Source organism: Roseateles sp. AC306 (assembly GCF_979253795.1).
The window spans coordinates 275,174-297,709 of record NZ_CEEDEB010000005.1; the positions used below are offsets into that span (position 1 = coordinate 275,174).

At 70.8% G+C, this 22,536-nt stretch carries 20 protein-coding genes; 6 read left to right on the top strand and 14 right to left on the bottom strand.

Annotation, left to right across the window (positions count from 1 at the left end; all coding sequences use genetic code 11):
* Window positions 1–39: 39 nt before the first annotated feature.
* The 5 genes from AC0IZJ_RS13335 to AC0IZJ_RS13355 all read right to left on the bottom strand — a co-directional run bounded on the left by AC0IZJ_RS13335 (window position 40) and on the right by AC0IZJ_RS13355 (window position 6,586).
* Window positions 40–1,341 (bottom strand): ABC transporter permease, encoded by a 1,302-nt coding sequence (locus tag AC0IZJ_RS13335; protein WP_471850439.1) that lies wholly within the window; start codon window positions 1,339–1,341, stop codon window positions 40–42.
* Window positions 1,341–2,648 (bottom strand): ABC transporter permease, encoded by a 1,308-nt coding sequence (locus tag AC0IZJ_RS13340; RefSeq protein WP_471850441.1) that lies wholly within the window; start codon window positions 2,646–2,648, stop codon window positions 1,341–1,343. The genes AC0IZJ_RS13335 and AC0IZJ_RS13340 overlap by 1 nt, the downstream gene beginning before the upstream one ends.
* Window positions 2,648–3,925: a TolC family outer membrane protein gene (locus AC0IZJ_RS13345; RefSeq protein WP_471850443.1), complete on the bottom strand. Its 1,278-nt coding sequence runs from the start codon at window positions 3,923–3,925 to the stop codon at window positions 2,648–2,650. Before AC0IZJ_RS13345 ends, AC0IZJ_RS13340 begins: the two co-directional genes overlap by 1 nt.
* Window positions 3,922–4,605, bottom strand: coding sequence for an ABC transporter ATP-binding protein (locus AC0IZJ_RS13350; protein ID WP_471850445.1), 684 nt, complete (start codon window positions 4,603–4,605; stop codon window positions 3,922–3,924). The genes AC0IZJ_RS13345 and AC0IZJ_RS13350 overlap by 4 nt, the downstream gene beginning before the upstream one ends.
* A gap of 703 nt (window positions 4,606–5,308) precedes the next feature.
* Complete coding sequence (locus AC0IZJ_RS13355; protein WP_471850447.1) at window positions 5,309–6,586, bottom strand: efflux RND transporter periplasmic adaptor subunit; 1,278 nt, start codon at window positions 6,584–6,586, stop codon at window positions 5,309–5,311.
* Between the two features lie 143 nt (window positions 6,587–6,729).
* Here AC0IZJ_RS13355 and AC0IZJ_RS13360 point away from each other — a divergent pair, with 143 nt between their 5' ends.
* On the top strand, window positions 6,730–7,404 hold the full coding sequence (locus AC0IZJ_RS13360; protein WP_471850449.1) for an ion channel: 675 nt from the start codon (window positions 6,730–6,732) through the stop codon (window positions 7,402–7,404).
* A 7-nt stretch (window positions 7,405–7,411) separates the two neighbouring features.
* Window positions 7,412–8,455: a tRNA 2-selenouridine(34) synthase MnmH gene (mnmH, locus tag AC0IZJ_RS13365; RefSeq protein ID WP_471850451.1), complete on the top strand. Its 1,044-nt coding sequence runs from the start codon at window positions 7,412–7,414 to the stop codon at window positions 8,453–8,455.
* Window positions 8,456–8,720: 265 nt separating this feature from the next.
* Here mnmH and phnE read toward each other — a convergent pair whose 3' ends face one another.
* From phnE to AC0IZJ_RS13385, 4 genes are read right to left on the bottom strand one after another with little or no spacing between them, the layout of a single operon-like run.
* A complete protein-coding gene (phnE, locus tag AC0IZJ_RS13370) occupies window positions 8,721–9,548 on the bottom strand; it encodes a phosphonate ABC transporter, permease protein PhnE (protein WP_471850453.1) in 828 nt (275 codons plus the stop codon).
* Window positions 9,545–10,366, bottom strand: coding sequence for a PhnE/PtxC family ABC transporter permease (locus AC0IZJ_RS13375; protein ID WP_471850609.1), 822 nt, complete (start codon window positions 10,364–10,366; stop codon window positions 9,545–9,547). The genes phnE and AC0IZJ_RS13375 overlap by 4 nt, the downstream gene beginning before the upstream one ends.
* A gap of 5 nt (window positions 10,367–10,371) precedes the next feature.
* Window positions 10,372–11,205: a phosphonate ABC transporter ATP-binding protein gene (locus tag AC0IZJ_RS13380; RefSeq protein ID WP_471850455.1), complete on the bottom strand. Its 834-nt coding sequence runs from the start codon at window positions 11,203–11,205 to the stop codon at window positions 10,372–10,374.
* Between the two features lie 11 nt (window positions 11,206–11,216).
* Window positions 11,217–12,026, bottom strand: coding sequence for a putative selenate ABC transporter substrate-binding protein (locus AC0IZJ_RS13385; RefSeq protein ID WP_471850611.1), 810 nt, complete (start codon window positions 12,024–12,026; stop codon window positions 11,217–11,219).
* 122 nt (window positions 12,027–12,148) lie between these two features.
* Between AC0IZJ_RS13385 and selD the strand changes: the two genes are divergently transcribed.
* Complete coding sequence (gene selD / locus AC0IZJ_RS13390) at window positions 12,149–13,204, top strand: selenide, water dikinase SelD (protein ID WP_471850457.1); 1,056 nt, start codon at window positions 12,149–12,151, stop codon at window positions 13,202–13,204.
* 128 nt (window positions 13,205–13,332) lie between these two features.
* On the opposite strand, the gene AC0IZJ_RS13395 is transcribed toward selD, so the two are convergent.
* From AC0IZJ_RS13395 to AC0IZJ_RS13415, 5 genes are all read right to left on the bottom strand, one after another.
* The gene (locus tag AC0IZJ_RS13395; RefSeq protein WP_471850459.1) at window positions 13,333–14,586 is read right to left on the bottom strand and encodes a DUF1501 domain-containing protein; all 1,254 of its coding nucleotides are present in this window, start codon (window positions 14,584–14,586) and stop codon (window positions 13,333–13,335) included.
* Window positions 14,587–14,591: 5 nt separating this feature from the next.
* Entirely contained in the window at window positions 14,592–16,118 is a 1,527-nt protein-coding gene (locus AC0IZJ_RS13400; protein WP_471850461.1) for a DUF1800 domain-containing protein, read from the bottom strand.
* A gap of 235 nt (window positions 16,119–16,353) precedes the next feature.
* Window positions 16,354–16,740, bottom strand: coding sequence for a response regulator (locus tag AC0IZJ_RS13405; protein WP_471850463.1), 387 nt, complete (start codon window positions 16,738–16,740; stop codon window positions 16,354–16,356).
* Window positions 16,741–16,922: 182 nt separating this feature from the next.
* The gene (locus AC0IZJ_RS13410) at window positions 16,923–17,654 is read right to left on the bottom strand and encodes a response regulator (protein ID WP_471850465.1); all 732 of its coding nucleotides are present in this window, start codon (window positions 17,652–17,654) and stop codon (window positions 16,923–16,925) included.
* A gap of 7 nt (window positions 17,655–17,661) precedes the next feature.
* A complete protein-coding gene (locus AC0IZJ_RS13415) occupies window positions 17,662–18,270 on the bottom strand; it encodes a helix-turn-helix domain-containing protein (RefSeq protein WP_471850467.1) in 609 nt (202 codons plus the stop codon).
* A gap of 109 nt (window positions 18,271–18,379) precedes the next feature.
* Between AC0IZJ_RS13415 and AC0IZJ_RS13420 the strand changes: the two genes are divergently transcribed.
* The 3 genes from AC0IZJ_RS13420 (at window position 18,380) to AC0IZJ_RS13430 (ending at window position 22,524) form a co-directional block, all read left to right on the top strand.
* The gene (locus AC0IZJ_RS13420) at window positions 18,380–19,057 is read left to right on the top strand and encodes an HD-GYP domain-containing protein (RefSeq protein WP_471850469.1); all 678 of its coding nucleotides are present in this window, start codon (window positions 18,380–18,382) and stop codon (window positions 19,055–19,057) included.
* Window positions 19,054–19,845, top strand: coding sequence for an ABC transporter substrate-binding protein (locus AC0IZJ_RS13425; RefSeq protein WP_471850471.1), 792 nt, complete (start codon window positions 19,054–19,056; stop codon window positions 19,843–19,845). The genes AC0IZJ_RS13420 and AC0IZJ_RS13425 overlap by 4 nt, the downstream gene beginning before the upstream one ends.
* 162 nt (window positions 19,846–20,007) lie before the next feature.
* Complete coding sequence (locus AC0IZJ_RS13430; RefSeq protein ID WP_471850473.1) at window positions 20,008–22,524, top strand: ATP-binding protein; 2,517 nt, start codon at window positions 20,008–20,010, stop codon at window positions 22,522–22,524.
* Window positions 22,525–22,536 lie beyond the last annotated feature (12 nt).

A 22,536-nucleotide genomic window follows, 5' to 3' on the forward strand; every position in this document is an offset into this window, starting at 1 on the left:
CATGCTGCCAGCTCGCGCATAACCCGGCACGAGCCGGGACTAACTTCTGAGTGCCGCCACCGGGGACAGCCGCGCCGCACGACGCGCCGGCACCCACACCGCCACCTGGCCCAGCAGCCACAGCGACACCGCCCCGGCGGGCAGGTAGACCCACGGCAGGCGCGGCACCTCATAGCTCTGCATCAGCAACTGGCCCAGCGCCACCGCGCCGGCCATGCCGATGACGATGCCGGTGGTCGTCAGCAGCAGGTTCTCGACCTGGAAGTAGCGGCGGATCTGACCCTCGGTGGCGCCTAAAGCGCGCCGCGTGCCGATCATGCGGGTGCGTTGCTGCACCCAGAAGCTGGCCAAGCCGACGATGCCCATGGCCGTGACGAGCAGCAGGGCCAGGCAGACGCCGCCCATCAGCCAGGCCATGGCGCGGTCCTGGGCGTAGAAGGCGGCGCGCATCTCGGTCAGCGGTTTGGCTTGCGTGACGATGCGGGTCTTGTCGTTCGCTTCCAGCACGGCCGTCGTGGCCTTGATCAGCGCGTCGCGCTGGTCAGCGTCAACCCGCAGCACGTAGTTGCCCCCACCCCGCAGCGGGAACAGCATCGCCGCGCCGCCACTGTCGCCGCGGGCGCGGTGCATCTGCGGGTGCGTCAGCGTCTGGACGACGCCGATGATGGTCGACGGGCTGCCGAAGATGTAGACGGACTGGCCCAGCGCCGAGCGGCCGGGGAAGAGTTTGCTCGCCAGCACCTGGTTGACGATGACCTGCGGGACGTTCGGCCGCGCTGCGCTGAAGACCTGAAAACTGTCCAGCACCTCGTCGGGCGTGAAGTTGCGGCCCTCCAGCAGCTTGAGGCCATAGGTGGCGATCAACTGGTCGTCGCCCGCGTATTGCGAGGCAACGATGCGCGCGCCCTTGTTGTCGGGCTCCAGGCTGACACCGCTGTTGTTGCTGTTGTTGCCGTAGACGATCTGGTTGGACGCAGTCGCGAACTTAACGCCCGGGACGGCGCGCAGCCGTGCCATGTCTTCTGCCACGACACCGGCGCTGCGCTCGGGTGGCGTCGGCTTGCTGCCGCGCAGGTTGAGCACGACGAGTTCGGACTCCGCCATGCCGCTGTCGGCATTGAGCGCCTCGATGCGGGTCTGGATGAGGTGCAGCGCATTGGTGACGATGGCGCAGGTCAACGCCACCTCCAGCACGATGAGGCCGGCCGCGATCTTGTGGCGGCGCAGCGTCGTCAGGATGGGGCGCAAGTCCAGCAGCAGGGCATGCAGCGTGGCGGCGAATGCGCCGCGCGGGCGGGGGACGGAGGAAGCAAGCGTCAGACGCGTCGAGGATGAGGACATCACTGCACCTTGAGTTGGACTGCGGGTGTGACGAGCGCTGCGCGCCACGCCGGCAGCAGGCCGGCGCAGAGGCTGGCGATGAGGGCCAGGCCCAGGGTCAAAGCCAGCATGGACGCGTCCAGCTCGGCCAGGCGGGCGTAGTCGTTGGGGCTGCGGCGCACCAGCCAGAGGCCGGCGTTGGCGAAGAGCAGGCCCAGCACCGCGCCCACCAGGCCCAGCAGCCCGGCCTCGACGACGAACTGCGCAAAGATGGCACCGCGCGTGGCACCCAGCGCCCGCCGCACGCCAATCTCGCCGGCGCGGCGCAGCGTCTTGGCCAGCAGCAGGCCCACCATGTTGACGATGCAGACGAGCAGGAAGCCGAAGGCCAGCCAGGTCTGCAGGCGCACGTCGGCGGGCAGCACCTTCTGCGCGCCCAGCCACTCCATCACGTTGCGCAGCTTCACATTGGTCGGGCGTTCGAAGCGGCCAGCCTTGCGCTGCGCGTCGGAATAGGCGACGAGGTAGTCCCGGTAGGCAGCGGCATCCTCGGGCTTCTCGAACTCCACCCAGTACTGCACCCAGGCACAAGCGGCATTCAGGTCATACGAGCTGCCGCCGGTCGCGCCGCGCGCCCAGCAGTCGGTGTTGCCCCAATGGCCGATCCGCAGCGTCATGGCCGTCGAGAACGGCAGGAAGAGGTCCTCGGTCTCGATGTAGCTGCCCAGCGTCAGGTCCCAGAAATGCGGCTTGACCTGCCAGGGCTTGAGCACGCCGAGGATGCGCAGCGGCTGGCCGCGCACGATGATCTCTTTGCCCACGCTGTTGGCGCCGCCGAAGAGCTTGTCGTTGAGCGAGGCGGAGATGACCGCGACGCGGGCCTCCGCTTCGTCGTCCGCCGCGTTCCAGCCGCCGCCGTGCTGCCAGGGCGCGTCGAACATCGCGAAGAAGTCGGCCGTTGAGTAGCGGGTGCTGGAGAAGATCGGCTTGGTCTGGCCGTCCGGCAACGACACGGCGGTGTTGACGCCGCTGGACATCGTCTGGCGCATGGCCTTCTTGTCGCGCATCAATGCTGTGGCATCGAAGCGCGTCAGGTCCAGCGTCGGCTCGTCGCCGGCCCGCCAGTCCACCATGTCGGCCGCGTCGATCTGCACGTTGAAGAGGCGCGTGCTCTTGGCCGGAATCGGGTCGCCGGACAGCACGTGATAGACGGTCAGCGTCGTCATGCAGGCGCCGATGCCCAGGGCCAGGGCCAGCACCATCAGCGCGCTGAGGCCCTTGGAGGCACGGGCGCTGCGGGCGGCGAGTTCGAGGTAGTGAAGAAACATCAGTTGTTCTCCAGGAGAGCGTTGACGGCGGCCAGTTCGGCGTCGCCCAGCGAGCCGGCGGCCTGGTGCAGGGCCAGCAGAGCCAGCACATGGCGGTGGCGGGCCTGGGTCTGGGCGTTCTGTGCGCCGGCCAGGGTCTGGATGGCGAGCAGCAGGTCGGTGGTGCTGCGCGTGCCCAGCGTCAGGCCGGTGCGCGTGGCTTCCAGCGCGCGCTCCGCGGCTGCCACGGCGACCTGGGTGGACTGCAGCTGCGCCGCACCCTGGCTGACGGCGAGGTGCTCGTAGCGCACCTCGCGCAGCACCGCGCGGCGGCCAGCTTCGAGCTGCTCGCGCGCGGCGTCGCGCTGGAAGCCGGCACGGTCGGTCGCCGCAGCCACGGCGCCGCCGGCGAACAGCGGCACGGTCAGGCGCAGCGCCACTTGCGTGGGCGTGCGCCCGGCGTCCAGCGGCGGCACGCCGTCGCCGCGCTGGCGCAGGGTGTCCACGCCCACGCTCAGCGTCGGCAGGTGGCCGGCGCGGGCGGCGGAGATGCGCTGCTCGCTGGCCTGCACGTCGAGCTGCAGGGCGCGCAGCGTGGGGTTGGCGGCCTCGGCGCGGCGCGCCCAGGCCTCGGCGTCGTCGGGCAGGGGCTGGGCGGCGAGCGTCTTGCGCAGCGGTTGCAGCGCGGGTGCCATGGTGCCAGTCAGCTGGGCCAGCGCCTCGCGGGCATCGGCCACGGCGGCCTCGGCCGCCAGCGTGCCGGTGCGGGCCAGCTCGCGATAGGCGCGCGACTGGTCGGCCTCGACCTGGGCCGACAGCCCGGCCTTGAAGCGCGTGTCGGCCTCGCTGACCTGGCGTGCAAAGGCGTCCTCGTTGGCGCGCGCCGTGGCGAGCTGGGCCTGGGCCGACAGCAGGCCGAAATAGGCCTCGGCCACACGTTGGCGCGCGGTCTGCTCGGCGGCGGCCAGGCGCGCGGCCTGGGCCGAGGCCTGGGTGCGGCCGGCGTCCCATTCGCGCAGGGCGGCGAGGTCGACGAGGGTCTGGCTGAGGCTGCTGCTGGTGGTGTTCCAGCGGTTGCCGCCGGTCTCGCGCTGCTCGCTGCTTTGCAGCTGCCACTGCGGCAGCAGTGCGGCGCGGGCTTCGCGGGCCGAGGCCTCCTGCGCGCCGCTCAGCGCGGCGGCCTGGCGCAGCAACGGGTCGGCCGCGCGGGCCTGGGCCCAGACCTGCAGCAGGTCGTCGGCGCGGGCCGCCGTCGTGGCGCACAGCACCACAAGCAGCAGGAGCTTGGCTGAGTTCAAGCGGCCAACTCCGCAGTCAGGTCGACCACTTGACCGTCAATCACATGCACGTTGCGCTGGGCACGCGCGGCGAGCTGCGGGTCGTGCGTGACCATGACGATGGTGGCGCCGTCGCGGTGCAGTTCCTCCAGCAGCTCCATGACGCTGCGCGCCATCGCGCTGTCGAGGTTGCCGGTGGGCTCGTCCGCCAGCAGCAGGCGCGGCTCGCCGGCCAGCGCACGGGCGATGGCCACGCGTTGCTGCTGGCCGCCGGACAGCTCCGCCGGGTAGTGACGGCCACGGGCGGACAGGCCGACGCGGGACAGCGCATCGGCCGCGCGCTTCTTGCGCTCGGCGGCGTTGAAGCCGCGGTAGCGCAGCGGCACTTCGATGTTGTCGAGGACGTTGAGGTCCGGTATCAGGTTGAAGGCCTGAAAGATGAAGCCGATCTTCTGGTTGCGTATGCGCGAGCGCTCGCCGTCGCCCATGCGGCTGACGTCGATGCCGTCGAGCTTGTAGCTGCCACCGCTGAAGGCTTCGAGCAGGCCGGCGATGGTGAGGAAGGTGGTCTTGCCGGAGCCGGAAGGTCCGGTGACCGCCACGAATTCGCCCTCGTTCACCGTGAGGTTGAAGTCGCGGAGGGCGTAGGTCTCGACCATTTCGGTGCGGTAGACCTTTTGGAGTTTTTCCATCTGGAGCATTGGGGGTTCCTGCGTTCAGAAATTGGGTTAGTTCGTCGGGTCGACTTTGCCGGCGGCTTGTGTGTTTAAGTGGCGTTTGCCTGGTGGCAAGGTGCCGGGAGTCCCGCCCGGCGGCGGGGTAACTTTCTTCTGCGGGGCCAGAAGAAAGTCACCAAAGAAGAGGCCCTGAACCGCACACGACCGCGACGCCGCCAGCAGCGGCGCGCGAAAACAACTAGCGGCGTTGCGGGCAGACGCGAACCGCTTCGCTCTCGCTGCTGTCCTTGTCACGAGTGCCATGACGCGCTTCTTCACGCCGCTTAACGCCGGCTGCACGCCGGGCTCACCAGGGGATACCGCGTCGCTGGGGCGACGCCCCGGTGGATGCTGCGCGACCGCGTCGCCAGAGCGACGCTGCATTTGCTTTTCTCGTGAGCTCGGCGTGCAGCCGCGCGTTAGGGGGGGTGAAGTGGCGATGAGTGCCGCTGGTGACAAGGACAGCAGCGAGAGCGCAGCGGTTCGCGTCTTCCCACTCACCCACCGGCTGTTGCACGGCGCAGCTCGTGCATGTGGTGCTGGTGTGCGGTTCAGGGCCTCTTCTTTGGTGACTTTCTTCTGGCCCCGCAGAAGAAAGTTACCCGGCCGCCGGGACGGACTCCCGGCAATGCAGCGATCCACAGCACTCCTCGCAAAAGCAACCTGATCAACCATCACGCCCATGCCCTCAATCCGCAATCAAAACGCGATCCGCGTTCTTGAAGCTGTCCGCCCCGGAGATCACCACCCGATCCCCCGCAACCAACCCAGAAAGCACCTCCACACGTTCCAACGAGCGAGCTCCAAGCTTCACGGGGACCTTCTCGGCATGCCCCCCACGCACGACATAGGCGTAGCTGCCACCGCCCTCGTCCACGAAACTGCCGCGCGCCACCCCCAGCACCTTGTCCCGCCTATCCAGCAGCACCCGCACCGACAACCGCTGGTTCTGCCGCAACTGCTCCGGCTGCTTGCCATCAAACCGCAGCCGCGCCGCCACCTCGCCATTCACAACCTCAGGCGACACCTGGCTGACCAGACCCGCCCAGCGCTGCCCATTGCCAGAAATCTCCCCCGGCATCCCCGGCTGCAACTCCCGCGCAAAGCTCTCGGCGACCTGCATCTGCACCTCCAGCGCCGACAGGTCGATGACCGACAGCAGCTTGGCGTCACGGGCCACATTCGTGCGGTCGGCGATGAAGAGCTGGCCCACCTGGCCATCCACCGGCGAACGCACGGCCAACTCGCCCACTTGGCGCTCCAGGTCGGCCACCATCAATTGCTGGCGAGACAAAGCACTCTTCTTGGCCTGCACGTCCAGCGCCAGGCTGTCGGTCTTCAGGCCGCGCAGGCCCTGGGCCTGATCGAGGGCGAGCTTCGCCTTGGCCAGCGCATCCTGAGCACGCTCGACCTGCATGCGCGCCGTCGCGCCGGCCTCGAAGGCCTGGGTCTGGCGGGCGAGGTCGTTCTGCGCGGTCTGCTGGTCGATGCGGGCGTTCTCGAAGGCGCTCTGCAACGCCGCCGCCTGCTGGCGCGCATCGACCTCGGCACGGGCCAGGTCGGCACGCAGGGCGTCGACATTGCTGCGCTCCTGAGCGAGGCGGTTGGTCAGCTCCGGCGAGTCCACGCGGGCCAGCACCTGGCCCAGCTTGACCGGGTCGCCCGCCCGCACCACCAGCGACACGGTGCCGGCGCCCTGGGCGTAGAGCGTCGGGCTCTGCGCGGCAACGACGCGGCCCTCGCCGGACACGTCGCGCGTCAGCGGTGCGATGTCGACGGTGGCGATGCTCAGGCGGGCGGCGCTGACGGCAGCGTCGGCCGACAAGGCCTGGCGAATGCGCCCGCCGGCCAGCCAGGCCAGCAGCGCGATGGCAACCACGCCGCCCGCCAGCAGCAGGGGCCAGCGGCGGCGGCGGGAGGCAAGGGGGCGGTCCTGCTCGGAGGTGTCACGAAAGCCGGTGTTCATGCCCGGTATTTCGCAAGCCCTGTGCCAAGGGCCGGCGCGTTATGAATCAATCACTTGGCGCGACGAACACTGTCCGCGGACAGTGGCCGGACAGTCCGCGCGACAGTGACGCTGCATGCAGCGGTGGGCCCGAGAATGCCGCCATGCCCCTGCGCCACATGGAATTCCTCGCCGTCACGCGGCGCCACCCGTCGGCCATCCTGCTGATCGTGCAGCTGGCCGGCCTGCTGCTCTACCCGCTGCTGGAGTCGACCCGCGCCGGCCCGGTCGCGCTGAGTGCCTTTGGCATCACGGTGCTGGTGTTCACGACCGGCATGGTGCGCCGCACGCCGGGCCTGACCTGGCTGAGCGTCTGCCTCGCCCTGCCCGCCATCGTCATGCTGCTGTTGCAGACGCAGCCGGAGATGCAATGGCTGCAACCCTGGTCGGCCGCGCTGGAGGCGGTGTTCTATTTCTACGCTGCCGCCAGCCTCGTCGCCTACATGATGGGCGACATGCACGCGACCACCGACGAGCTGTTCGCGGCCGGCGCCACCTTCACGCTGCTGGCCTGGGGCTTTGCCTACAGCTTCGTCGTGCTGCAGGAACTGCAGCCGGGCAGCTTCCTGGCGGCCACCAACCCTGAGCAGCCGCGCAGCTGGACGGAACTGATGTTCCTGAGCTTCGCGCTGCTGTCCAGCACGGGCATCGGCGATGTCATCCCGGTGCGGCCGCTGGCCCGCGCCGTGTCCAGCCTGGAGATGCTGGTCGGCGTCATGTACCTGGCCGCCGTCGTGTCGCGCCTGATCGGCCTCACCCTGCTGCGCCGCGCTGATTGATCACCCCATGAGCCACAACCCCACCACCATCGCCGACCTGGCCGATTTCACGGTGCTCATCGACGCCCGCTCGCCGGCTGAGTTCGCGCTGGACCATCTGCCCGGCGCCATCAACTGCCCCGTGCTGACTGATGAAGAGCGCCAGATCGTCGGCACGACCTATGTGCAGGTCTCGGCCTTCGAGGCGCGCAAGATCGGCGGCGCGATGGTGGCGCGCAACATCGCCCGGCATCTGAACGAACTGTTCCGCGACAAACCCAAGGACTGGCGCCCCCTCGTCTACTGCTGGCGCGGCGGCATGCGCAGCGGCAGCTTCGTCAACTGGCTGCGCCTGGTGGGCTGGGACGCGCAGCAGCTCAAAGGTGGCTACAAGGCCTGGCGCGCGCACGTCATCGAGCAGATCGCCGAGCGCGCGCCGCAACTGGACCTGCGCGTGCTGTGCGGGCCCACCGGCAGCGCCAAGACGCGCGTGCTGCAGGCGCTGGCCGACCTGGGCGAGCAGGTGCTGGACCTGGAAGACCTGGCCGCCCACCGCGGCTCGGTGCTGGGCGGCATGCCGGGGCGGCCACAGCCGTCGCAGAAGGGCTTCGAGACGCAACTGATGCAGGCCCTGGCCGGCTTCGACCTGGGCCGCCGCGTGTGGATAGAGGCCGAGAGCCGGCGCATCGGCCGCATCACCGTGCCCGAGCCGTTGCTGCAGCGCCTGCGCGCCAGCCCCATCGTCGAGATCGCTGCCACGCCCGAGGCGCGGCTGGCCTATCTGCTGCGCGACTACGCCTGGCTGGGCGACGACCCGCAGGGCCTGGCGGACAAGTTGGGCTCGCTGCGCGAGCTGCTGCCCAAAGAGGTGCTGGCGCAGTGGCAGACCTGGGCGCTGGCCGGCGAGCTGCCGCCGCTGTTCGAGGCGCTGATGGAACGGCATTACGACCCGCTCTATGCTCGCTCCCAGGGCCATCACCTGGAACGGCTGGACGGCGCGCAGAGCGTCGCCTGCGATGACCTGTCGGACGCCGGCATCGAGGCCCTCGCCCGCCGCATTGCGGCGCTTTAGGAGCCTGTCGGGCTTTGGGTCGGGTGCGCGCCGGGGAGAGTTGCAGGGGGAGGCAAGGCGCCGACGAGGCGTGGGATGGATCCCCACAACGAGTCGGCAACGCCGAATCGCCCCGCAAATCGCCCCGGCCCTTCGGGTTGGGCCTGCAAGGGGGCTGATCCGTCGTTGCAAATGCTCGCTGGGCAGCGCGCCCAGCTCCGCTTTGCGCCTAGGCTGAGCCCCCTTGCAGGCCCAACGCGCACCCGACCCAAAGCCTGACAGGCTCCTAACGAGCCAGCGCGCGCCGCGTCAGGTAGCTCAGCGCATCGACCAGCGCCACCAGCAACAACATCGCGATCAGCACCGTCGCCGTCTTGCCCATCTGGAACAGGCCCATGTGGAAGGCCAGCAGCTGGCCGAGCCCGCCGGCACCGACGACACCGAGGATGGCGGCGGCGCGGATGTTGTTCTCCCAGCGGTAGAGCGTGTAGGAGATGAGCTGCGGCAGCGCCTGCGGCAAGGTCGCGTACAGGAACACGCGCAGCGGGCCGACGCCTTGGCTGCGCAGCGCGGCGGCCGGCGCCTGTGGGGCGTTCTCAATGACCTCGGCAAACAGGCGGCCGAGCACGCCCGTCGTGTGCAGCGCCAGCGCCAGCGTGCCGGCAAAAGGCCCCAGGCCGGCCGAGATCAGCAGCAGCGTGGCCCAGACGAGTTCGGGCACCGCGCGCAAGGCATTGAGCAGCAGCCGGGTCGGCGCGCGGGCATGCGCCGGGTCGCCGTCATGGCTGCGGCTCGCGGGCAGCGCCAGCAGCAAGCCGCCCACCGCCGCCAGCAGTGTTCCTAGCGCCGACATCGCGAGCGTCTCGAACGACGCCCACACCACCTTGCGGACGAAAGCCGCCGACAGGTCGGGCGGGAAGAACTCGCCGATGAAACGGCCCATGCTCTGCGCCGCCTCCAACGACAGAAAGGCCGCCCATTGCAGGTCCAGGCTCCAGAAGCTCGCAATCACCAGCGCCAGCAGGCCGACGCCGAACCACAGCGCCGTGCTGCGCGCATGGAAGAGCGGCGGCGGCAGGCGATAAGGCGTGTTGGCAGCAGGCGAGCGCTTCATGCCAAAGCCCGCCTCAGCCACGCGCTGGTCTTGTCGGCCAGCGCCACCAGCGCGACGAAGACCAGCAACATCGTCGCCACCTCGCCGCCGGCAAACATCTTGGTGGAGTTGTCGAGCTGCTGCCCCAAGCCGCCCGCGCCGACGAAACCCAGCACCACCGACGAGCGGATGGCGCACTCCCAGCGGTAGACGGTGTAGGACGTCAGCTCCGCCGCGTTCTGAGGCAGCAGGCCGTAGGCAAAGGCCTGCAATCGGCCACCGCCATTGGCGAGCAGGTTGCGCGTCGCGGCGGTCTCGCCGCTCTCCAGGATGTCGCCGTAGACCTTGCCGAGCATGCCGCCGTAGGTCAGCGCAATCGCCAGCACGCCGGCCGTGGGCCCTAAGCCCACGACGCGCACGAAGATCAGTGCCCAGACCAGTTCGGGGATGCTGCGCAACAGCACCAGCACCCAGCGCAGGCCCTGGCGCAGCGCGGCCGGCAGCGGCGCCATGTGGCCGGACAGCGCCGAAATGGACAGCACGCGCGTCGACATCAGCGTGGCCGGCAGCGCGATGACCAGGGCCAGCGTGATGCCGGCCGTCGCGATGGCCACGGTGCGCCAGGTTTCGCGCGCCACCAGCCACAGGAAGTCGCTGCCCGTGGCCGGTGGCAGGAAGGCGGCGAGGAAGCGCAGCGTCGGCTCGCGGCTCTCCGCGCTGAACAGCAGCCAGGGCCGGAACTCCGTGGCCACCAGCAGCGGCCACAGCAGCACCAGCCCGGCGCCGAACCAGAACACGCGGCCCAACCAGGCCGGGTCGCGGCGCGGTGGTGGCGTCAATGCAGTCACCGGCAGTGCATCGTCGCGGGCGGCGATGCGGCCGGCGGCAGCGGCCGGGGTGGCAATGAGGCCGGCGCGGCCAGCTCATCCTCGTGCTGCGCGTAGAGCTTGAGCAGATGCTCGCGGCTGACCTGCGCTGTGGGCAGGTCGAAGGCGACCGTGCCGTCGCGCAGGCCGACGATGCGCTCGAAGTGGGTGAGCGCGGTGTCGACCTGGTGCATGGTCGCCATCAGCGCGATGCCGCGTTCGCGCGCCACCGCGATCAGCGCCTGGATGGCCTGCTCGGAGCGCGTCGGGTCCAGCGCCGACAGCGGCTCGTCGATCAACCACAGCGTGGCCGGCGACAAGAGCGCGCGCGCCAGGCCGACGCGCTGGCGCTCGCCGCCCGAGAGCCGGTCGACGCGGGCAAACAGCTTCTCGGCGAGGTCGAAGCGCTCCAGCGCCGCGTGGGCGCCGGTGATGTCGACGGGATAGAACAGCGAGCGCAGGCTGGTGGCCAGGCTCCACGCCGGCAAGCGCCCCGCCAGCACGGCCGTGACGACGCGCTGGCGCGGCGGCAGCGGCGGCACTTGCGGCGCCATGAAGAGGCGGCCCCGCTGACGCTGAAGCGCGGCCGTGCGCAGCGACCACGGGTCGACACCGTCCAGCTGCAGCTCGCCCCGCAAAGGCTTCAGCGCAGCGGCGGCGACCTGCAGCAGCGTCGTCTTTCCGGCGCCCGACGGGCCGATGACCGCCACCTGCTCGCCGGCGCGCAGCGCCAGGCTCACGCCCCGCAGCGCACTGCTGCCCTTGGGCGCCGCCGGGTGCCGCGCGTGCACGGCCTGCAGGTCAAGGTTCACGAAGGTTCAGCTCAGAGCAGACCAGCGCTCTTGGCCGCGGCCTCGATGTTCTTGTAGTTCTCCGGCTTCGTGGGCACGAAGCGCGTCGCGCGTTGCAGCTCCAGGATCTGCTTGCCTTCGGGCGTGCTCTTGTCCAGCGCCAGGAAGGCCTGGGCGATCTTGTTGCGCAAGGCCTCGGGCATGGCGGCGCTGACCGACCAGTTGTAGTCGTAATAGGGCGGCGTGGTGAAGAACACGCGCACCTTGTCGGTGTCGACCTTCTTGTCGGCCACCAGCTTCTCCCACACCGAGATGTTCAGCGCGCCCGCCTGCACCTTGCCGGCCGCCACCGCGGCAACCGTCGCGTCGTGCGCGCCGCTGTAGGCCACGCGCTTGAAGTCCTTGTCCGGGTCCAGGCCGGCGCCGAGCAGCACGCTGCGCGGCATCAGGTGGCCGCTGGTGGAGCTTTGCGAGCCGAAGCTGACGTCCTTGCCCTTCAGGTCGGCCAGCGTCTTGATGGCCGGGTCGGTCGTGATGAAGACCGACTTGAAGCGCTCGTCCTCCTCGCGTTGCACCAGCGGGATGACCTTGCCGCCCGAGCGCGCCGACGCCTGCACGAAGGTGAAGCCGCCGAACCAGGCGAGATCGACCTTGCGGCTGATCAGCGTCTCGACCGCCGCGGCGTAGTCGGTCACCGGCGTGAACTCGACCTTCATGCCGAGCTTGGCTTCCAGGTACCTGACCAGCGGCTCGGCCTTTCGCGCCAGCTCCGTCGGAGACTCGTCCGGGATGGCGGTGACGCGCAGCACCTGCTGCGCCTGGGCGGCGGCGCCCAGCGTCATGAACAGGCCGACGATCAAGGCGTGGCGGCGGAACAGATTCAGCATGATGTAGCGCGTGAGTGGTCGGGGGAGCGGGATTAGACCGCACGTCATACTGATCGGCTTGCCGGAGAGACTTCGAGATGAATGACAACACCCCCCGCCTCACCTCCCTGTCGCACGGCGGCGGCTGCGGTTGCAAGATCGCGCCGGGCGTGCTCAGCGAGATCCTGAAGCACACCGCCAAGATGCCCATGCCGCCGCAGCTGCTCGTGGGCATCGAGACCGCCGACGACGCCGCCGTCTACCAGCTCACCGACGACATTGCGCTGATCGCGACGACCGACTTCTTCATGCCCATCGTCGACGACCCGTTCGACTTCGGCCGCATCGCCGCCACCAACGCCATCAGCGACGTGTATGCCATGGGCGGCAAGCCCATCATGGCGCTGGCGCTGGTCGGCATGCCCATCAACGTGCTGCCGACCGAGGTCATCGCCCAGATCCTGGCGGGCGGCGAAGCCGTCTGCCGCGCGGCCGGCATCCCGATCGCGGGCGGCCACACCATCGACTCGGTCGAACCGATCTACGGCCTGGTGGCAATGGGTGTGGTGCACCCCAAGCGCGTCAAGCGCAACGCCGATGCGCGCGTCGGCGACCGCCTCGTACTGGGCAAGCCGCTCGGTGTGGGCGTCATGTCCGCTGCTTTGAAAAAGGAGCGCCTGTCCGCCGAAGGGTACGCGCAGATGATCGCGACGACCACCCAGCTGAACACGCCCGGGCCCGACCTGGCGGCGCTGGACGGCGTGCATGCGCTGACCGACGTGACGGGCTTCGGCCTGGCCGGCCATGCGCTGGAACTGGCGCGCGGCGCGAAGGCGACCGTTGGGATCGACTGGGCGCGCGTGCCGCTGCTGGCCGGTGTGCGCGAGCTGGCGGAGCAGGGCCTGGTGACGGGCGCCTCGGCGCGCAACTGGGGCGGCTACGGCAGCGAGGTGAAGCTGCCGGACGGCTTTGCGGCGACTGACCTGGCCTTGCTGACCGACCCGCAGACAAGCGGCGGCCTGCTCGTGTCGTGCGATGCCGGTGCTGTGGGGGACGTGCTGGCCGTGTTCCGCGCACACGGCTTTGAGGCGGCGGCCGAGATCGGCGAGGTCATGGCCGACCAGGGCACCGAGTCACGGTTGACGGTGCGTTAGGCGCTGCCCGTCGCCACCAGGAAGCAGTACGCCAGCACGGCGCCCACCACGCACAGGCCAAAGGTCGAGAGCGGGATGCGGATCATGGTCATCTCCCAGCGGTTGGCGGTGCGGCTTCAAAACACACTTCAGACGCACATCAGCTTGTCCGCATAACGCCAAGTTTGCGGGGCTTGCGGAAACACTGTTGCCAGTGCGGTTTCCGACAGGCCGAGGTGGCGTTGCAGCAGCGGGCCGAGCACCTGACGGAAGTCGTTGGCCACGGCGAGGTCGCGGCCATCGGCGAGCGCGGGCTTGTCCAGCCCCGGCCAGTCGCCCAGCACCTGGCCACCCGCCACCGGGCCGCCCAGCAGCCAGATGACGTTGCCACGGCCGTGGTCGGTGCCACCGTTGCCGTTCTGGCGCAGCGTGCGGCCGAACTCGCTGACGACGACGATGACGGTGTCCTTCAACGAGTCGCCCAGCCCCACGCTGAGGGCGTCCAGGCCCTCGCCCAGGCTGGCCAGGCGGTTGGCGAGCTGGCCGCGCGAGGCGCCCTGGTTGACGTGGGTGTCCCAGCCGCCCACGGCGGTGAAGGCGAGCTGGGTGTGGGCGTCCTTGCGGATCAGCGTGCCCAGCCGCCGCGCATCGGCGGCAAAGCTGCGGGCAGACGGCGCACCGGCGTCGGCGCTCGGGTCCATGGAGCGCTCGCCCGGCGCCATGCCGGATGCCATGCCGGACGCCATGCTTCTGGCCATCTCGCCCCGGCCCTCCGTCGTGTCGCGCAGCGTGCTGCTGAGCTGGGCGTCACCGGCGTAGAGCTTGGCCAGGCCCGCCTGCATCTCGGGGTTGTCGATGGCGCGGCGCTGCATGGCGTTGGGCCCGAGGCCCAGGCTGGCCACGCTGGCGGTGCCGGCAAAGATGCGCGGTGGCGATTGCCCCATGCTGATCGCCCGCGTCGGCGCGGGTTCGCCGGGTAGCGCCGTCAGCAGCCGGTTCAGCCAGCCGTCGGGTGTGGACTTGCGGCCGGGCGTGCCGGATTCGAGGTAGTCCTGCGCGTCGAAGTGAGAGCGCGTCGGGTCGGGCGAGCCACTGGCATGCACGAAGGCGAGCTGGCCACCGTCCCAATGGCGCTTCAGCGGGCTGAGCGCCGGGTGCAGGCCGAACAGCGAGTCCAGCTTGATGAGGCCGTCTTCCGCGCCCGGCGCAGGAATCGCGATCTGAGGTCGGCTGGCCGCGTACTCACGCTCACCATAGGGCGCGACGACGGACAGGCCGTCCACGGCGCCGCGCAGCATGACGACGACGAGCTTCTTCTGGGCGCCACCTTGAGCGCGCACCAGCGACACGGGCAGGCCGCCGAGCGTGACGGCGCCAAAGTGCAGGAGTTGACGACGCAACATGACGGCTACCTCTTCATGAAATCGGGACTGGCGAGCAGCAGGGCGACCTGCTGGCCGGCGGGCTCGGCGGCCAGCGTGCGGCGCGTCGGCTCGCTGAGGCCGGCGCCGAGCGTGCTGCTCAGCCTTTCGGCGCTGACCCCGCTGCGCTGGCCCAGCGTCGTGGCCAGCTGCACACGCTGGGTCAGCGCCTCGGGGTTGCGCCAGGCGGCGGCCGTGTTCTTGTAGCCGTCGGGCGTCTGCGCGCCAAACAGCGGCTGGCCGGCCTGGGCGAGCGAGGCGGTCAGCAATTGCGGGTTGACCAGGGGCAGGTCAACGGCCCGCATGCCGGACAGCAGGTACTGGTAGGGCGTCTTGAACTTGGCCTGGTAGGCCTCGCGGCTCCAGAACTCGTCGGCGCGGATCAGCGTGCGCGTGAACTCGCGCAGGTCGCCGCCCGTGGCGCGGAAGTTGTCGGCCAGCTTCTGCACGAGGCTCTCCGGCGGGTTGTCGGCAACGAAGGCCTGGGCGAACTTGTGTGCCAGGTGGCGAGCGGTGGCCGGATGAGCGGCCAGCACGTCCAGCGCCCGCGTCCCTTCGCCCTGGCCGCTGCCGGGCACCGCCTGGCCGAGCCAGGTCTTGCCGCCGCTGTCGTGGCGGCGCGGATTGAACTCGAACACGTCGCCCGAAGTGCTGCGCTGATCGACGCCCCAGCCGGTCAGCATGCGCGCCAGCTCGGTCACGTCGTGCTGCGTGTAGCCGCCGTCCACGCCCAGCGTGTGCAGCTCCATCAGCTCGCGGGCGTAGTTTTCGTTCAGCCCGCTGGCACGCTGCGGGTTGGGCGCGGCGCGGCGCGGCGTGAAGCCGGGCGCCACGCTCTGCGCGTTGTCCAGGTAGAGCAGCATCGCCGGGTGGCGGGCGGTGGCGCCCAGCATGTCGCGAAAGCGGCCCAGCACATGGGGGCGGATGGCGCGCTGTTCATAGTCTGCGACCAGGACCCCCACCGGCCCCTTGCCGGCGAAGACATTGAAGTGGTTGAACCAGAACTCGGTCAGCACCTCTTCCAGTTGGGCCGGGCTTTGCAAGCCGCGCGCCAGCCGCGCCGTGGCGGCCTGCTGCACGAGGGGGCGCACCTTCTCGCGCACGGCGTTCAGCGCGTCGGCATTGGGTGCCTCACCCTTGGCTTGATCGCGCCGCGCCTCGCGCGCCGCCTTCACCGCCTCGCGGTAGCGGTCCAGCAGTTCGCCCTGGCTGAGCCTGAGCACGTCCAGGCCGGCCAGGCGCTCGCTCAAGGCCGCCGGCTGCGGCAGGCGACGTGGCTCCAGTTGCTCGGTGAGAAAGCGCTCCAGCCACTTGTCTGCGCCCTGCTCAGCAATGGCCGCCGCATCGGCCGGACGCGGGCCGTAGCCCAGGCGGTTGAGCGCATGCAGCGCACGCTCCTCGGCGCTCAGAGCCGGGCCGGTGGGACCGGTGGCGGCCTGGCTGCGGCGGGTCAGCATGGCCATGCCCATCAGCGCGGCGGCGCTGCCCAGCATGAGGCGGCGGTTCTTGTTCATCGGCGATCTCCGTCGTTGGGGCCTGCTGACCCAACGGCAACGGGTCGCGTTGCGACCAGAAGGTCGCGAGCAAGGCGTAAACCGCAGCCGGGCGGGAACCCGGCGAGGATTTGCAACGCGGCACGGCCTTTATGGCCACAACCCTTCGGGAAGGTCGATTGCCGTCGGGTCAGCAGGCCCCCGGAGCATCCCGCCGAACGCGCACGTCCATGTGGCACACGCGCAAAGATTTGTGTCAGCTCGGGGCGCGCTCCCCCAGCCACCTGTCGACGCTGCGCAACGTCGCCGCCACATCGAGCGGCTTGGACCAGACCCCGTCGAAACCGCCACGCCGGGCCAGGTTGGCAGCAACGTCCTCAGCCTCGGCCGTGACCAGCAGGGCCGGCACGGTGGCAGCCAGGCCGGCCTCGCGCAACTCGGTCAGCAGTGTGTCGCCGTCCACGTCGGGCAGGTGCAGGTCGCACAGCAGCAGATCGACGCGGTGCTCGGCCACCAGGCGTCGCGCCTCGGCGCCGCTGCGAGCCACCCGCATGTGGCAACCGGGCCGCAGTTCCAGGATGCCCTCCATCAGCAGTGCATTGACCGGGTCGTCCTCGACGTAAAGCACCACGCGTATCGCCATGTCGCCGTCCGCTCAGCCACCGTGCCGCAGGCACAGACGGGCGTACTGCGGCAGGGAGGTGCAAGGGAATGAAATCATTGAGGGCCGAATTTGCTTGTCGTGATTATCAAATTTATTGATAACAACAAACAATGTCTGCCCTCATTCGGGGTGTCGGCGCTGGCTTTTGCCAATTAGTTCGCTCAGGCGCCGCGCCGAGCGCCCAGGTCGAGCAGGCCCTGCGCGAGGGCAGCCCAGCCCGCCGCCTGCAACGCCGGCAGGACCCCAGCCGCCGCAGCGTCTTCGAGAGCCCGCGCCCGTGCCGCCAAGCCGGGCTGGCCGATCAGTTCGAGCACCGCCTTGAGGCCATGGGCCACGCGGCGCAGCGCCGCAGCGTCGGCGGCCGCAACGGCGGCATCGCCCTGGGCGAGGTCGTCGGCAAAGCGCAGGATGCAGCCGGCGCGAAAGCTCTCGAACATCACGCGGTCGCCGCCGAAATGTCGCTGCACCGCGTCGTCCGCCATTGTCGTCGGCCAGCTCGCCGTGCCGCCGCGCAGCAGCTCCGCAATGGTGCCCAGCAACTCGGCCAGTGGCACGGGCTTGCGCAGGGTGCGGGCGACGCCGGAGGCGGCCAACGCGAGGTGGCGCTCCTCGTGCACGCCGGCGCTGAAGACGACCCAGGGCGGCGCGCCGCCAGCCAATGCCAGGCCCTCGGCCAGCAGGGCCTCGGCCGAGCCGTCGGGCAGCATCAGGTCGCTGATGACAAGCTGCCAGCCGCCGGCCGCCAGCGCGATCCGCGCGTCGGCCAGCGTGCCCACGATGCTGAGCGCCACGGCCGGCGCGGCAGCGTCATAGGCGGGCAGTTCCTCCAGCGCCAGCTCGACAAAGCGCGCGATCGAGGCATCGTCCTCGATGAGCAGCAGGCGGGCCGCCATGGCACTGTCAGGCCGCGCGAGCAGCCACCGCCTGAGCCAGCAAGGGTGGCAGCTCGGTGACGAGTGCGGTCTTGTGCACCACCGGCACACCGTCCAGCGCGAAGCGGTAAGGCGCGCGCTGGGCTTCGTCCAGGGCGGTGACGACGATCAGCCGGCTGCGCGCGAACTGCGGGTGCGAGCGCAGGCTGGTGATGAGGGCCGCGCCGTCGATGCCGGGCAGCAGGATGTCGATGAGCAGCACATCGGGCTCCAGGCGCCCGGCCAGCGCCAGGCCGGCGATGCCGTCGGCGGCGACATGCAGGTCGGCCCCCGGCAGCTCGCGCCTGACGACCAAGCTGATGAGGTTCTGGAAGTGCACCGAGTCCTCGATCAGCAGCAGCGTCAGCGGGCGCCCAGGACCGGCTTCGGCCGGCACCGGCGAAGCTGCCGCGGTGCGCACCTGGCCGCCGCGTTCCGCCAGCCAGGCGTCCAGCGAGCTGCGCAGGATGCGGCGGTGGCCGCCCGGCGTCTTCCAGGCCTGCAGTTCGCCGCGGTCCACCATCAGCTGCACCGAGCGCACGGCCATGCCCAGCCGCTGGGCGGCCTCGGTGGTGGAGCAGGTATCGGCTGCAGTCATCGGACGATTCACTCGAGACATTTTGCCGAATCCGGGGGCTGGCGCCGAGTTGGTCTTATTTGATAAAAACGAGCTCATTCGACAATAAGGCCGAATCCGGAGCTTTGCCATGCCTTCCCCTGCCACCCACAACCATCCCCAGGCCGCCGGCGCTGCTCCAGCATTGCCCAGGCCAACCGCCGCCGACGCACCGCGGCAGGCCCTGGACGGGGATGTCAGCGCCCACCGGGTGCGACTGGGTCATCTGGCGGAGGCGCTGGCCCGGCGCCTGGGGCTGGATGCCGACACGGCCCAGTTGCTGCGCCTGGCCGCACCGTTGCACGACGTCGGCGAGACCGACCCGACTGCCGCCGCCTTTGAACCGCCCTGGCCGTTGACGGCCGCCGAAGAGCGCCGCCGCCGCCAGGCCCAGCCGCAGCGCGGCGCGGCGCTGCTGAGCGGCTCGCGCCTGCCGCTGTTTGCGCTGGCGGCCGAGATCGCGCTGCACCACCGCGAGCGCTGGGACGGCAACGGCTACCCGCAGGGGCTGAAGGGCAAGGCGATTCCGCTGTCGGCGCGTATCGTCGCGGTCGTGGACTACTTCGACGCCCTGACGATGCGCCGCCGCTTTCGCCCGGCGCGCGCCGACGACCGCGGCCTGGCCATGCTGGCCGAGCAGGCGGGCAGCGCCTTCGATCCGGAGATCGTCGCGGCCTTCGTCGCCCATGCGCCCGAGTTGATCGCGTTGCGCGACCGCATCGACCCCAGCGGGCCGGGCGGGGCCATGCCACCCCGGGCGGCCGAGTGAAACGGCTGGCTGCCGCCGCGCTTGCCGTCTTCCTCTGCGCAGCGGCCGCAGCCGCGCCGCCCACCGGCGTCACCCAGCGCGTGCAGGCCAGCGGCGAACTGCGCGTGTGCATCTGGCCCGACTACTACGGCGTCTCGCTGCGCAACCCGCGCACCGGCCAGCTCTCGGGCATAGACATCGACCTCTCCGCCGCCTTTGCCGCCGACCTGCACACGGCGGTGCGCTACGTCGACTCGTCCTTCGCCACCTTCACCGACGACCTGCTTCAGGACCGCTGCGACGTGGCCATGTTCGCCGTCGGCCGCACGGCCCAGCGCGAGCGCCAGCTGCGCTTCAGCCGCGCCTACCTGGAAAGCGACATCTACGCCGTCACGACGCGCAGCAGCCGCGTCGTGCAGCAGTGGGGCGACCTGGACAAGCCGGGCGTGCGCATCGCCGTGCAGGCGGGCACCTTCATGGAGCCGGTCATGGCCGGAGCGCTGAAGCGCGCTACCCTCGTCGTGGTGCGGCCGCCAGACACGCGAGAGCGTGAACTCGAGGCCGGCCGCGTGGACGCCTTCATGACCGACTACCCCTACAGCCGCCGCCTGCTCGACAGCGCCGACTGGGCCCGCCTCGTCGCGCCGCCCTCGGCTTTCTACGTGCTTCCCTACGCCTACGCCGTGAAGCCGGGCGATACCGCCTGGCTGGGCCAGGTGGACGAGTTCGTGGGCCGCATCCAGCGCGACGGCCGGCTGCGCGCCGCCGCCGAACGCCACGGCTTGGGCGCCATCGTCAGGAATAAATGAAGCCCCTCGCCCAGTCTCGCCCGGCTGAACGCGGGCGATCCCGGTCGGTCCCCCTAGGGGACGGCGATGCTCGCGGGGAAGCCCCCGCTCGCACATCGCCACACGGGCCGGCTTGGGAGCGGCCCGGCGCTCGGCCCGAATGCCGCGCCATGGATCGCTGACATGCCCCACCGCAGCCGCTGGCGCCCGAGCATCATCACGGCCGGTGCCGGCGTGCTGCTTGCCGCCACGCTGCTGGCCGGCAGCGGCTACGGCCTGTGGCGCGAACAGCGGGAGCTGGCCGCCGACACCGCCGCCCGCCAGGCCCTGATGGCGCGCGTGCTGGAGGACCACGCCCGCCGCAGCCTGGACGCCACCCAGATTGCGCTGGCCGGCCTGGCCGACGTGGCCGGCCGCAACGCGCCGCCCGAGGTGCTGCAGGCCCTGCTGGAGCAGACCCAGGCCAGCCTGGGCTTCCTGCGCGGTGTGGCACTGGTGGACGAGAGCGGCAGGGTCGTCGCTGCCGCCGACCCGGCCGACCGCGGCGCGCGCATCGAGCTCGACACCCTCGGCCCCTGGCCGGCCGCCGGGCGTGACGTGGTGGGCGGCTTTGTCGCAGCGCGCAGCCTCGCCAGCCTGGGGCAGGACGCCAGTGTCGTGCCGCCCGGCGTGGGCTTCATCCCGGTGCTGCGCAGCGCCCGTCTCGCCGACGGCCGCCCCGCCCTGCTCGTCGCCCTGCTCAACCCCGATGCGCTGGCCAACTTCCAGCAGCTGACGCTGAACGACCCGCAGGCCGCTGCGGCCCTGGTCGACCTGGACGGCCGGCTGCTGGCCGTCACCAGCGGCGCCGATCACCTGCCCGGCGTGCAAGTGCCGCGGCTGCTGGATGCCGGTGCGCCGCTGGCGGCCGTGCGCGCCGGCGGCGAACACGGCCACTGGGAGGGCCCGGGCCTGCGCGCGGCGCCCCAGATCGGCGCCTACCGTGCGCTGCGGGCGCGGCCCTTCGTCGTGCTGGTGGAGCTGCCGCAGGCCGAACTGCGCCGCCTGTGGCTGGCCACGGTGCGCGACCTGGGCCTGCCGGCCGTGGGCATAGCGGCAGCGCTGCTGGCGCTGTCGGGCGTGGGCGCCGCAGCGCTGCGGGCACGCGAGCGCGCGGCGCTGGCGCTGGACCGGGCGCAACGCGAGGTCATCGAGCGGGAGCGCGAACTCAGCGCCATCTTCGGCAGCGTTCAGGAGATGCTCTTTCGCACCGACGCTGCCGGCTGCGTGACCTTCATCAATGAAGGCTATGCGCGCCGGGCCGGCCATGCCGCAGCGCATGTGCTGGGTCGGCCGCTGCACGAACTCTTCGGCGGCTCGCCCGCCGTGGCGGCGCTGTTCGACGCCCGCGAGGCTGACCACGGCGACCAGGCCAGCCCGCAGAAGGTACGCGCCGACTGGACAGGTGCCGACGACCTGGCGCGCAGCTTCGAGATCCACCTCGTGCCGCTGCGCCGCGGCGGCGCCGGCGCGCTGGAATGGGTGGGCAGCGCCGCCGACGTGAGCGGCCTGATGCGCGCCCAGGCCGAACTGCGCGCCCAGCTCGGCCTGGCGCGCTCGCTGCTGGCCAGCAGCCCGCTGCCCACGGCCGTCATGGACGACGCCAACCGCTACCTCGACGTCAACCGCGCCTGGGAGCAGTTCACCGGCCGCCGTCGCGGCCGCGTGCTGGGCCGCCGCGCCGGCGCCGACGAGCGCCCCGACGAGGCCTCGCTGCACGACGCCCGCGACGCCGAGCTGCTGGTGCGCGGCGGCGAGTTGAACTACGAGACCGTCTGGACCAGCGCGGACGGTCGCCGCCGCGACCTCTTCGTCAGCAAGGCCACCTTCCCCGACGCCCAGGGCCGGCCCATGGGCATCGTCGTCTGCTTCATGGACATCAGCGAGTTCCGCGAGGCTGAGCGCGCCACCCGCGCGGCGCGCGACGCGGCGCTGCAGGCCTCGCGCGCCAAGTCCGACTTCATCGCCAACGTCAGCCACGAACTGCGCACGCCGCTGCAGTCCATCCTCGGCTTTGCCGAAATCGGCGCGTTGCGCGCCCGCCAGGAGCTGAGCCTGGCCGAGCTGTTTGCCGACGTGCACCGCGCCGGACAGCGCATGCTCAGCCTCGTCAACGACCTGCTGGACCTCAGCAAGATCGAGCACGGCGCCGAGCCGCTGCAGCTGCAGCGCCTGGACCTGGCGCCGCTCGCCGCCGAGGTCGCGCGCGAACTCGGGCCGCTGCTGACCGCGCGCGGCCTGACGCTGGACACCGAGCTGGGCGACGAGGCCCTCCACATGCTGGGCGACCCGCTGCGCCTGCAGCAGGTGTTGCGCAACCTGCTGGCCAACGCCATCCGCTTCTCGCCCCAGGGCGGGCGCATCGAGCTGACGGCCGGCCATGACGAGGCCGGCGACGTGCGCTTGGACGTTGCCGACCACGGCCCCGGCATCCCGCCTGGCGAGCTGGAAAGCATCTTCGAGGCCTTCGTGCAGTCCAGCACCACCAAGAACGCGGCCGGTGGTACCGGGCTGGGGTTGGCCATCTGCCGGCGCATTGCGGAGGCGCATGGCGGCCGCATCTGGGCGGCCAACCGGGCGGATGGGACTGATAGCAGCAGCGGCGCCGTCATCTCGCTGGTGCTGCCCGCCACGCACTTCGGCGGCGCGGCGCCACCCTAGAATTTCGCCGCG